Annotated in this window: 10 protein-coding genes and 1 tRNA gene; 7 read left to right on the top strand and 4 right to left on the bottom strand. The window is 65.5% G+C overall.

The window, feature by feature from the left end; all coding sequences use genetic code 11:
* Positions 1 to 61: 61 nt before the first annotated feature.
* Together ACMGF8_RS21965 and ACMGF8_RS21960 are read right to left on the bottom strand one after the other, a co-directional pair.
* Positions 62 to 514 carry a hypothetical protein gene (locus ACMGF8_RS21965; RefSeq protein ID WP_102863342.1) on the bottom strand — a complete coding sequence of 151 codons (453 nt, stop codon included), beginning with the start codon at positions 512 to 514 and terminating at the stop codon, positions 62 to 64.
* Between the two features lie 90 nt (positions 515 to 604).
* Positions 605 to 1,810 carry an MFS transporter gene (locus tag ACMGF8_RS21960; protein ID WP_115580191.1) on the bottom strand — a complete coding sequence of 402 codons (1,206 nt, stop codon included), beginning with the start codon at positions 1,808 to 1,810 and terminating at the stop codon, positions 605 to 607.
* A 124-nt stretch (positions 1,811 to 1,934) separates the two neighbouring features.
* On the opposite strand from ACMGF8_RS21960, the gene ACMGF8_RS21955 reads away from it, so the two are divergent.
* Positions 1,935 to 2,843: a LysR substrate-binding domain-containing protein gene (locus ACMGF8_RS21955; RefSeq protein ID WP_416757078.1), complete on the top strand. Its 909-nt coding sequence runs from the start codon at positions 1,935 to 1,937 to the stop codon at positions 2,841 to 2,843.
* A 13-nt stretch (positions 2,844 to 2,856) separates the two neighbouring features.
* On the opposite strand, the gene ACMGF8_RS21950 is transcribed toward ACMGF8_RS21955, so the two are convergent.
* Positions 2,857 to 2,931, bottom strand: a tRNA-Gln gene (locus tag ACMGF8_RS21950).
* A 171-nt stretch (positions 2,932 to 3,102) separates the two neighbouring features.
* Entirely contained in the window at positions 3,103 to 3,807 is a 705-nt protein-coding gene (locus ACMGF8_RS21945) for a hypothetical protein (protein ID WP_416757077.1), read from the bottom strand.
* A gap of 177 nt (positions 3,808 to 3,984) precedes the next feature.
* On the opposite strand from ACMGF8_RS21945, the gene ACMGF8_RS21940 reads away from it, so the two are divergent.
* From ACMGF8_RS21940 to ACMGF8_RS21915, 6 genes are all read left to right on the top strand, one after another.
* Positions 3,985 to 5,580 carry an FAD-binding oxidoreductase gene (locus tag ACMGF8_RS21940; protein WP_416757076.1) on the top strand — a complete coding sequence of 532 codons (1,596 nt, stop codon included), beginning with the start codon at positions 3,985 to 3,987 and terminating at the stop codon, positions 5,578 to 5,580.
* Positions 5,581 to 5,584: 4 nt separating this feature from the next.
* Entirely contained in the window at positions 5,585 to 7,180 is a 1,596-nt protein-coding gene (locus ACMGF8_RS21935) for a glycerol-3-phosphate dehydrogenase/oxidase (RefSeq protein ID WP_416757075.1), read from the top strand.
* Between the two features lie 20 nt (positions 7,181 to 7,200).
* Positions 7,201 to 8,775, top strand: a complete 1,575-nt coding sequence (locus ACMGF8_RS21930) for an FGGY-family carbohydrate kinase (RefSeq protein WP_207816335.1) — start codon at positions 7,201 to 7,203, stop codon at positions 8,773 to 8,775.
* Between the two features lie 128 nt (positions 8,776 to 8,903).
* Positions 8,904 to 9,407 (top strand): hypothetical protein, encoded by a 504-nt coding sequence (locus tag ACMGF8_RS21925; RefSeq protein WP_102863349.1) that lies wholly within the window; start codon positions 8,904 to 8,906, stop codon positions 9,405 to 9,407.
* A complete protein-coding gene (locus ACMGF8_RS21920) occupies positions 9,404 to 9,652 on the top strand; it encodes a DUF4287 domain-containing protein (RefSeq protein WP_102863350.1) in 249 nt (82 codons plus the stop codon). The genes ACMGF8_RS21925 and ACMGF8_RS21920 overlap by 4 nt, the downstream gene beginning before the upstream one ends.
* A 154-nt stretch (positions 9,653 to 9,806) precedes the next feature.
* Positions 9,807 to 11,933, top strand: coding sequence for a TonB-dependent receptor family protein (locus ACMGF8_RS21915; protein WP_416757074.1), 2,127 nt, complete (start codon positions 9,807 to 9,809; stop codon positions 11,931 to 11,933).

Below are 11,933 nucleotides of genomic sequence, written 5' to 3'. Positions count from 1 at the left end.
GGGGCGTATGGCCCTGGGCAGCGACGGCCCCGCCGTGGCGGGGCCGTTTTGCAGCGGGTGGTCAAACCGTGGCGATCATGCACCCTATGGCGCCGGATTCCTGGTAGATGACCCGGGTGTTGTGGGCGTTGGCGAAGTCCCGCAAGCCACGTTTGGCAACGTCGCTGTACCCCAAGGCCACAGCCCAGCGTGCCGCGACGGGGCTGGTGTACTTGGTGAGTTTTTCGATGTCCTTCTGAGTTTCGGCCAGCAGCTTGTTGCCGGCGTTGGTGGCACTTTCCACCTTCAGCTCAATGGCGTAGTTCTCACCGTTTTGCTGGGCCAGCACGTCCAGGCGCAGGCCTGAATTCGGATTGGGATAGGGCACTTCGCGGGCGGCGGCCACATGGGCCGAACGCAGCAGCATCAGAAACTCCACTTGAAACCACACCTCCCAGGCGGCGCCGGTGCTGATGGCGGCTTCGATGCGGGCGTGGTCGCTGAGGATGAGTTGGCTGAGGTCGGTGTTTTTCATCGGGTATTCCTCTTTGTTGGGGGTGCAAAGAGGAACGTGCGGAAGGGGGCGGGTGTGAATCTGCTGGTTGTGCCAGCACAGGATCAAGCCTCAATCCGCCTCCCTGGCTACAGGCTGGCTCAGGTTGGCCGCGCCCAGGCAGTAGAACAGCCCCCCGGCGACAATGAACGCTCCCAGCATGTAGAAGATCCAGTGCGCCGGCTGGCTGGCCAGGACCATGCCGCAGAGTATCGGGCCCAGGGCGCCGCCGAGGCTGGAGAGGTTCTGGGCGCCGTAGTACAGGCCCCGCAACGCCTCAGGGGCGATCAGGTCGATGAACATGTACTCGGCGGGAAACACGATGATTTCCCCCAGGGTGAACACCACCATCGACAGCACCCACAGCGGCAGGCTGGTGGACAGGCCAAACCCGCTGATCCCCAGCAGGAACAGCCCCAGCCCGGTTGCCAGCCAGCGGTTCAGATGGCGCGGGGAAATCCTGCGGCCAATGCTGTACTGCAAGGCAATCACCAGCAGGGCGTTGGTCGCCACCAGGGTGCTGATGATGCGGTAGGTGGCCTCCGGGGACGTGGTGACCACCAGGTACTGCGAGAGGTAGGCCGAGAACTGGCCAAAGACCACGGCGCTGAGCAGGCCGCCGAGGGTGAAGCACACCAGGCGGTAGTCCCGCAGCAGCTGTTTGCCCAGGGTCGGGAAGGAGAGTGGCGTGGATGTGGCGCCAGCGGCATCCAGCTGTCTGTCGCCCCAGAGGTGGTGGATGGCCAGGAACCCGGCGCCCAGGGCGGCGGATATCAGGAACGGCAGGCTGATACTCAGGTGCGCCAGCCCGGCGCCGAGAAACGGGCCCACGGCGTAGCCGATGTTGGTCAGGGTGTACTTGATCGAGAAGGCTTCGCTGCGTTGCTCCACCGGCAGGCGCTGGGCAAAGCCGGCCTTGATCGCGATGTCGATCACCGCGTAGGCCAGGTTGATCAGCACCAGGCACAGGTAGAACAGCCACAGCTGGCGGGCGGTGAAGGTGCCGACAAAACCCAGGGTGAACAGCGCGCAGCAGCCGAGGATCAGGCGGTGGCTGGGGGTCCTGTCCACCAGGAATCCGCCATACAGGCTCAGCAGCGAACCGAGGATCAGGCTGCTGCCGATCACCAGGCCGATGTCGCTGACCGGCAGGCCGAAAGCACTGTTCAGGTAGATCACCAGATAGGGCAGGGTGATGGCCCGGGCCAGGGTCAGCACCAGGGTGCCGGTGAGCAGCAGGTTGATCGCCTTTGGGTAGCCTTTCAGGGTGCGCAGCATCCGTGCCTCATCGTCTGTAGCAGGGTCTTGGGAGAATGCCAGTCAGCTTACTGGGGAATCTGATTCTGTTTTATGATGATTTTTACCCAATGAATGGAATCAGATTCATGAATGCGAGGCACCGATGTTTTCTTCCGAGCGCTTGAAGGGGATCGATGTATTTGTCTGCGTCGCCGACTGCGGCAGCTTCAAGGCCGCGGCCGAGCGCCTCAACCTCACCGCTTCCGCCGTCAGCAAGGCGATTGCCCGGCTGGAAGGGCGGTTGCAGGCACGGCTGTTCCAGCGCACCACTCGAAGCCTGGCGCTGACCGACGCGGGGATGGCTTTCTACCGCACCTGCAGCGGTGTGCTGGCCGATCTGGAAGAGGCCGAGCTGGCGCTGAACGCGGAACACACCGAGCTGCGCGGGCGGGTGCGCATCGATCTGCCCGGGACCTTTGGCCGCTCCCAGGTACTGGCTGCCGTGTTGCGGTTTGCCCGGGAACACCCCGGTTTGCAGCCGCACATCACCTTTTCCGATTCTGCCATCGACCCCCTCGAAGCCGGCGTGGACATTGCCGTGCGCCTCGGCGGTTCGGAGCTGTGGCCGGCGGCACTGGGGCATCGCTGCCTGGGCCGCGAGTGGCACCTGTTCTGCGCCTCCCCCGATTACTTGCGGCGCCATGGCACGCCGCTGACCGACCAGGACCTGGAACGGCACCAGTGCATTGCCTATGGCTGGGTGGACGGCCGGGTCAGCCCCTGGAACTTTGCGACCGGACGTCCGGGCGAGAGCGAGCGCCGGGTCATGTCCGCCAGTTGCGTGGTGGGGGATGGCGAGGGGCTGCTGATGACCGTGCTGGACGGTTACGGCATCGCGCAATTGCCTTCGTGGCTGGTCAAGCAGCAGCTGGCGCAGGGCACCCTGGTCGAAGTGCTGCCGCAGTGGGCCAGCGAAGGGCAGGCGATTCATCTGCTGTGGCTGAAAAACCGGCAGGGGTTGCCCAAGGTCAGTACATTGCTGGAGGTGCTGGAACGGAGTCTGGGGGGATGAACATGAAGAAAAATGGCAGGGGCGGCTGGATTCGAACCAACGCATGGCAGGATCAAAACCTGCTGCCTTACCGCTTGGCGACGCCCCTGTAGCTGTTGCGACGTTACTTGCTTTGACTGCCGGTCCGGGGAGGGCCGCTGCAAGAACGGGCGCAAATTTATCAACTTATAGACGGGCTGTGAAGCCCCCCAATGCAAAAAAATGAGTTTGAAAACAGCTGCTTAGTCTTTTTCTGAGCGCTTTTATCCGCCCTGGGGCTTCAGGGGGCCAGGTAGCCGGGCTGTGAATCCTTCAGGGGCCGGGCCATGGCCAGTGCGCGGCGGATGGCCCGCAACTCCGCGCCTTGCAGGAGGCGCCGGCCAAAATCATAGTCGTCGCCCCCCGGGCCCAGGTGCACCGAAAGCAGCCCGAACAGTTGTCCGCCCAGGTCCTCGATGAACATTTCCATATAGGTTTCGTCGCGGCGGTAGGCGCTCAGGTAGATCAGCCCCTGGACCTCGGCGCGACCACAGTTGTCGATGGCCTCCCAGGTCAGGCAACGGCCCTGTCCATTCTCGATCAGCGGCATGTGCCAGGCGTCCTGTGCCAGCGGCTGGGCGCGCAGGGCCGTCGGCAGTGGCTGGCAGGACAGGACCAGGAAGCGGTACCTCGGCCGGCCATGGTGGATGGCATTGCGTGGTGTCGGCGGCTCGGGCGCCGGGCCGGTGATCCGCACCCGCAGCAGCTGGCTCAGGGCAATTTCCGAAGGCTGCTCGTTCCAGCCATTGAGGTCGGCAACCGGCGGGCACCAGATCAGTTGCAGGGTTTCGCCGATCAGGATGTCGTCCCGGTGCTGGAAGAAGGCCGAGTGTTCCTCGCCCACCACGGGCAGCAAGTCGTGCAGGTGCAAGGTCGGCGCGCCGTAGTCGATGCCCAGGTCGGTGGACCAGAACAGCGGGGCGCAGGTTTTCAGGGGTGCCGGCATGGACGCGAGCCTGTGATGGGGAGGGTGAGGATTCTTCGGTAATTGGCGCCGGATGTCACCTGTGCCTGACTCAATCGGCTACATCCTCTGGCGCGATGCGACCGTGACAGCGTTCAGCCGCGCACTAGTATAGGGAGCCTGAAGCAAGACCTATAAGAACAGCACAAGGACACACGTATGCGACGCTGGAACGGCTGGGGGGATGTATCCACGGTGGTCGAATTGCCGGCCCAGGGCGCGGGATTTCTCGCCGAGCGCCTGGGCCCGGGGCGCCGCTTGCCGGAGGCGACTCTGGAACAGGCGCTGGCCAAGGTGCCGGCCTCACGCCTTGCTGCCCACCCGCTGTATTGCATCGATCCCCAGGAACGCCTGCTGCATGCCCGCGGCCAGAGCCTGCCGGACTGGCTGGCCCTGCGCGAGGGCGAGCTGGGGGTCTATCCGGATGCCGTGGCCTTTCCGGAAACCGCCGAGCAGATCCGCCAGTTGCTGGCCCTGGCCGAGGACCGCGACCTGTGCCTGATTCCCTACGGCGGCGGCACCTCGGTGGCCGGGCATATCAATCCGGGCTGGTCCGAGCGGCCGGTGCTGACGGTGTCCCTGGCGCGCATGAGCCGCCTGCTGGAGCTGGACGAAGACAGCCTGCTGGCCACTTTCGGCCCCGGTGCCAGTGGCCCGCAGGTGGAGAGCCAACTGCGCGCTCGCGGCTACACCCTGGGGCACTTCCCCCAGTCCTGGGAGCTGTCGACCCTGGGCGGCTGGGTGGCCAGCCGCTCCAGTGGCCAGCAGTCGCTGCGCTATGGGCGCATCGAGCAGCTGTTCGCCGGGGGCACCCTGGAGACCTTTGCCGGGCCGATGGCCATCGCCACCTTTCCGGCGTCTGCGGCCGGGCCGGATCTGCGGGAAGTGGTACTGGGCAGCGAAGGGCGCTTCGGGATCATTTCCGAGGTCAAGGTCAGGGTCAGCCGCTTGCCGGACGACGAGCGCTTCTACGGTGTGTTCCTGCCGGACTGGACCCAGGCGCTGCAAGCGGTGCGCGCCCTGGCCCAGGCCCGGGTGCCGCTGTCGATGCTGCGCCTGTCCAATGCCCTGGAGACCGAAACCCAATTGGCCCTGGCCGGCCATCCGACGCAGATCGCCTGGCTGGAAAAATACCTGTCCCTGCGCGGTGCGGGGCCGGGCAAGTGCCTGCTGACTTTCGGCGTGACCGGCAATCGCCAGCAGAATGCCTTGTCCCTGCGTCACGCCCGGCGCCAGCTCAAGGGGTTTGGCGGGGTCTTTACCGGGACGTTGCTGGGCAAGAAGTGGGCGCAGAACCGCTTTCGCTTTCCCTACCTGCGCGAAAGCCTGTGGAATGCCGGCTACCTGGTGGACACCCTGGAAACGGCCACCGACTGGAGCAACGTTGATCGCCTGCTGCAACGCATCGAGGGCAGCCTGCGTGATGGCCTGGCCGCCGAGGGCGAGCAGGTGCATGTGTTCACCCACCTGTCCCACGTCTATGGTGAAGGGTCGAGCATCTACACCACTTACGTATTCCGCCCCGACGCCCAGTACCCGGCGACCCTGGCGCGCTGGCAGGCCCTCAAGCACGCCGCCAGCCAGACCATCGTCAATCACCACGGCACCATCAGTCATCAGCACGGAGTGGGCAAGGACCATGCGCCGTACCTGCTGCGGGAGAAGGGCGCGTTGGCCGTCGACACCCTGCAGGCCTTGAGCCGCCACTTCGATCCCGCCGGGCGCCTCAACCCCGGCACCCTGCTGGAGCAGTAACGCCATGAGCCAGGACTGGAACGGCCAGTGGCGCCAACAGGCGCTGCCCGGGCTGGGGGCGCAACCCTGGGACCTGATCGTGATCGGCGGTGGCATCAGCGGCGCCGGCATCCTGCGGGAAGCGGCGCGGCGCGGCTGGCGTTGCCTGTTGCTGGAGCAGCGGGACTTTGCCTGGGGCACCTCCAGCCGTTCCTCGAAGATGGTCCATGGCGGCTTGCGCTACATCGCCAAGGGCCAGTGGCGCCTGACCCGGGACTCGGTACGCGAGCGCCAGCGCCTGCTGCAGGAAGCCCCCGGGCTGGTGGAACCCATGAGTTTCCTGATGCCCCATTACCGTGGCAGGTTCCCCGGGCCCAAGGTGTTCGGTGGCCTGTTGACCCTGTATGACGCCCTGGCCGGGCGCCGCAACCACTGCTTTCACGATGCCGCGCACCTGCGCTTCCTGGTTCCGGGGGTGAAGGAGCCGGGCCTGCTGGGGGGCACCTGTTTCCTGGATGCCCTGACCGACGATGCGCGCCTGGTGATGCGGGTGCTGGCCGAAGCCCGGGCCGATGGCGCCGTGGCCATCAATGGCCTGCGGGTGACCCGCCTGCTGCGGGAGAACGGGCGGGTGTGCGGGGTGGCGATCGAGGACAGTGAAACGGGCGCTGTGCACACCCTTGGCTGCGCGGCCCTGGCGGTGGCCACCGGGGCCTGGGCCGAGCGCCTGCGTCCGGCCCAGGCTCCGCGCCAGCTGCGCCCGTTGCGCGGCAGTCATTTGCTGCTGCCGGGTTGGCGCCTGCCGGTGGCCCAGGCCTTGAGCTTCATGCATGCCGAGGATCGGCGGCCGGTGTTCGTCTTCCCCTGGGAAGGCGCCACGGTGGTGGGCACTACCGATCTTGATCACCGCGACGATCTGGACCAGAGCGCCAGCATCAGTCAGGAAGAACTGCGCTATCTGCTGGCCGCCTGTGCCCAGCAGTTTCCCCAGGCTCAGGTAAGCGCCGCCGATGTGCTCTCGACCTGGGCCGGGGTGCGCCCGGTGGTGGCCGGCGCGGGGGGGGAGCAACAGGGCAAGCCGTCCAACGAAACCCGCGAGCATGTGCTGTGGCAGGAGCCCGGCTGCGTGACCCTGGCCGGCGGCAAGCTCACCACCTTCCGGCCCCAGGCCATCGAGGTGCTGCAAGCCTGTGGCGCCATGCTCGGGCGCAACGTGGAGGACGACCGCGAGCCGGTGTTCGCCCCCCAGGCGCCGGTGGACATTCCCGGGCTCAGCGCGGCTCAGTTGCGGCGCCTGGCCGGGCGCCATGGCCGCGACTTGCCCCGCGTAGCGCAGCGGGTGGCCGAGCTGGGCGGCGATTGCGTCGGCGCCAGCGACACCCTGTGGGCCGAGCTGGCCTTTGCCGCCGAGGCGGAAATGGTCCTGCACCTGGACGACCTGCTGCTGCGCCGCACCCGCATCGGCCTGCTGCTGGCCGAGGGCGCCGCCCAGTACCTGCCGGCCATCCGCCGCCTGTGCCAGCCCCGCCTGGGCTGGGACGATGCGCGCTGGCTGGCCGAAGAACAGCGCTACCGCGACCTGTGGCAGCGCCATCACAGCCTGCCCCCCGTCACCGATTGAGCCCCAACCAAGAGAGCCCCATGGACACGCACAACAACAATAAGCAGGACTACCTGCTGGCGATCGACAACGGCACCCAAAGCGTGCGCGCGCTGCTGTTCGACCTGTCGGGCAACCTGCTGGGCAAGGGCAAGGTGGAGCTGGAGGCCTATTTTTCAAGCCAGCCCGGCTGGGCCGAACAGCACCCGGACTATTACTGGGCCAAGCTCGGCGAAGCCTGCCAATTGCTCTGGCAGCAGACCGGCATCGACCGCTCGCAGATCCGCGGCGTGTCCCTGACCACCCAGCGCGGCACCCTGATCAATGTCGACGCCCAGGGCAAGGCCCTGCGTCCGGCCATTCTCTGGCTCGACCAGCGCCAGGCCGAGGTCGAGGGTCGGATCAAGGGGCCTTGGGGCTGGCTGTTCAAACTGATCGGCGCCGAGGCCACGGTGGACTATTTTCGGGCCCAGGCCGAAGCCAACTGGGTGGCCCAGCAGCAACCCGAGGTGTGGGCAGCCACTGACAAGTTCCTGCTGCTCTCGGGCTTTCTCACCCATCGCCTGACCGGCAACTTCGTCGACTCCGTTGGCTGTTGCGTGGCGTACCTGCCGTTCGACTACAAGCGCCTGCGCTGGGCCGCCCCCAGCGACTGGAAATGGCAGGCCCTGGCGGTGCGTCAGGAGCAGTTGCCGACCCTGCTCAAACCCGGCGAAACCCTGGGCCGGATCAGCGCCGAAGCCAGTCGCCACACCGGTATTCCCGAGGGCTTGGCGCTGATTGCCGCCGGTGCCGACAAGGCTTGCGAAGTCCTGGGCTCGGGCGTCCAGGATTCCACCACGGCCTGCCTGTCCTACGGCACCACGGCGACCATCACCACCACCCGTTCCCGCTATCTGGAAGTGGTGCCGCTGATTCCGCCGTACCCGGCGGCGGTGCCGAACCACTACAACTGCGAGGTGATGATTTTCCGCGGTTACTGGATGGTCAGCTGGTTCAAGCAACAGTTCGGCCTGCGGGAAGTGCAGCAGGCAGCCGAGCAGGGGCTGGAGGCGGAACAGCTGTTTGATGCCCTGGTCCAGGCGGTGCCGCCCGGGTCCATGGGGCTGACCCTGCAACCCTACTGGTCGCCGGGCATCCGCGAGCCGGGCATGGAAGCCAAGGGCGCGATGATCGGCTTTGGCGACGTGCACACCCGGGCCCATATCTACCGGGCGATCCTCGAAGGTTTGGCCTATGCCCTGCGCCAGGGCATGGAACGCATGGAGAAACGCTCCAAGCTGAAGATCACGCGCCTGCGGGTGGCCGGCGGTGGCTCCCAGAGCGATGCGGCGATGCAACTGACGGCGGATATCTTCGGCCTGCCGGTAGAGCGCCCCCACGTCTATGAGGCCTCGGGGCTGGGGGCGGTGATCGCCTGTGCGGTGGGCCTGGGCCTGTACCCGGATTTTCCCACGGCCATCAGCGCCATGACCCGGGTCGGCGCGGTGTTCGAGCCACAGCCGCAAGCGCAGCAGATGTATCAGCGGCTGTACAGCGAGGTCTACCTGCGCATGTACCGCCAGCTCAAGCCGCTGTACCAGAGCATCCGCGAGATCACCGGGTATCCGGCCTGAGGACACGGCAGGCGCAGGTCGCCGGGGCAAGGATTCCCTGGCGAAAAAAAAGGTCCTGCCGGGCAAGGCTCATCTATCGTCATCAAGGTAGACGGATCTCTCCGAAAACCTGAACCGACGAGCTGAACATGAACCGCCAGGAAGCACTGAACATCCTATGGAAGCGACTGTTCATCATCTTTGTGCTGCTGTTGGCGGCGTCCCTGGGAGCGGTCGCCCTGGCCGACGGCTACACCATCCCCTCGGTGGTGTTCATCGTCGGCAATATTGGTGGTTATGTGGGGTTTCACCGGCAACTGTCACACCTTTGCGAGGAGGAGATCATCAGCCTGTGCAGTTCCTGGTTCAATGTGCTGCTGCCGTCGTTCATTGGCGGCATCCTGGCGGGCCTGCTGTACATCCTGTTCATCTCCGGCGTGGTGCAAGGGGAACTGTTTCCCGAGATCGTCAGGGACAAGAGTTGCAACTACCCCGAGAACAGCTTCTATGTGATTTTCTGCCAGCACGCTGACGGCTACGCCGCCTACGGCAAGTTGCTGTTCTGGTCCTTCGTTGCCGGTTTCAACCAGAACTACGTGGTCGATCTGATCGAAAACATCAAGGGCAGTAAAAAAGCACAGGGTGAAGCATGAGCAAAGACGGTAAGACCCAAGACAACAAGAGCCAAGCCAGCCAGGTCAAAGGCCCGGCGTCGTACTTTCCTTCCATTGAAAAAAACTACGGTCAGCCCATCAGCCACTGGCTGGAGCTTCTTGGCGCCCTCAGCGGCAAGAAGCACATGGAACTGGTGGCCTGGCTCAAGTCCGAACACGGCATGGGGCATGGTCATGCCAATGCCTTGGTGGCGCACTTTCTGGCGGGGGCCAAGACCCCTTAGCGCTGCGTGCTGGACGCTGTGGCTTCGCCAGTGAAGGCGTGACTGCCGACATCCGCTTTCCTGGCGAAAAAAAGCCCAATTCCCCTGTGTTCTCTTGGTTCTTTCCTGCGTCGCAACTTGCATTGCCCCCTTTCTGCCTGTCGGAGTTTTCTCGATGTCTTCGCCAAAATCCTTGCCCACGGCCCTGTTGGGCCTGGCCCTTGCCTGCCCGGCAATCGCCGAGACCCGGAGCGTGGAGCTGGCCCCGGCGCAGGTCCTGGGGCAGGAGCAGGGCGCTGAGGGACAGCAGGTGGCAGAGGCCGAGGCGCGGCTGGCCCAGGTGCCGGGCGCCAGCAATGTGGTGGACATGCGCCGGCCGCTGCAGGGGCGGGTGGCCAGCAACCAGGATGTGCTGGCCTATCAGCCCGGGGTCTATGCCCAGTCCGCCGGGAACGAAGGGGTGAAGATCTCGATCCGTGGTTCGGGCATCAACCGCGCGCCGGGGGCCCATGCCTCGGGGCTGTACACCATGCTCGACGGCTTGCCCCTGACCGGCCCCGGCGGCACCCCTTATGAATTGCTCGAGCCCCTGTGGGTCGATCACGTAGAGGTGCTGCGCGGCGCCAATGGTTTCGACCGTGGCGCCCTGGCCCTGGGGGGCGCCATCGACTACATCAGCCACACCGGCTACGACGCACCGCTGTTGCAGGTGCGCTACGCCACTGGCAGCCACGGTTATCAGCAGCGTCAGCTCAGCTCCGGGCAAGTGCTGGGGAATTTCGACTACTACGTGTCGCTGACCGACGCCAACGCCGACGGTTACCAGGACCACACCCGCAGCCAGAGCAAGGGGCTGATTGGCAACTTCGGCTACCGCTTCAACCCGAACCTGGAAACCCGTTTCTACCTGCGCTACCGCGAGACCGACAACGATCTGGCCGGGCGGGTCAGCAAAGGTTCCATCGAGCACGACCCACGGGCGGCCAACCCGGCCTATGTCAACCGCGACGACCGGCGCAAGCAGCCGGGCAGTACCTTTGTCGGCAACAAGACCACCTATTACATCGACGACGATTCGAGCATCCAGACCGGTCTGGTCTACCACGATTACCCCATGGACCTGCGCGAAGGTCCCAACCGCCTGAAGGTGGCCTACAGCGACGTCAGCGGCACCTTCGACTACAAGCGCCGCGACACTCTCTGGGGCCGGGAAAGCCGCAGCACCCTGGGCCTGCGGGTCACCAAGCACCTGCCCAATGACGGTGCCAGCGAGTTTGTGCGGATTCCCACAGGCAATACCGCCAGCTATGCGCCAGGCACGCGAATCCGCAACTTCACTTACCAGGGCTCGGACACCGTCCTGCACTTTGGCAATGACCTGGAAGTTGCCGATGACCTGTGGCTGACCACGGGCCTGGCGGCCATCTACACCCGGCGCGAAAGTGCGGTGACCTACCCCGAGGGCGGCGGCAAGACCAGCCTCGGCGATTGGGACTACGCGCCGCGCCTGGGCCTGCGCTACCAGCTGACACCGAATGTGCAGCTGTTTGGCAATCTCAGCCGCTCGGTGGAAGCACCGCACCCTTGGTCGTTGATCTACAGCTCGAACCTGCGCTTCCCGGCTGGCAGTGGCGTCGCCACGGGCGCCCAGCGCGATCCGATCGAGCTGCGCAACCAGACCGCCACCACCCTGGAGCTGGGCGGCCGCGGCGATAGCAGCCTGGGCGAGTGGAGCCTGGCCTGGTACTACGCCCAGGTGCGCCACGAACTGCTCTCGGTATGGCCGGACGCCAACGCCACCATGCCCTACGAACTCAACGCCAGCCCCACGGTGCACCAAGGCGTGGAGGCCAGCCTGCAGAGTGAGCTGTGGTCGCAGCCAGGCGTCGGCCGCCTGAGCCTGCGCCAGGCCTACACCTTCAGCGACTTCCACTATCGCGATGACGCGCGTTTTGGCGACAACCGCCTACCGGGCCTGCCGATGCACTATTACCAGGGCGAGTTGCGCTACGACTGGCCCCTGGGTTTCTTCGCCGCCGTCAACACCCAACTGGTGTCCAAGGTGGCGGTGGATTACGCCAACAGTTACTACGCCGACCCTTACGCGCTGTTCGGCGCCACCCTGGGCTACAACGCACCAAAGAACGACTGGCAGACCTGGGTCGATGTGCGCAACCTGACCGACAAGCGCTACGCCGCCACCGTTACTCCGGGCTACGACGACAAGGGGCTGGACGCGGCGCGCTCGACCCCGGGAGAAGGCTTGGGGGTGTACCTGGGTGTGTCCTGGAGCTTGCGCTGA

The organism is Pseudomonas sp. BNK-7, assembly GCF_048072025.1.
Classification (GTDB): Bacteria; Pseudomonadota; Gammaproteobacteria; order Pseudomonadales; family Pseudomonadaceae; genus Aquipseudomonas; species Aquipseudomonas danubii.
Note: the sequence above shows the minus strand (reverse complement) of the source record. Positions and strands in the feature narration are given on the sequence as shown.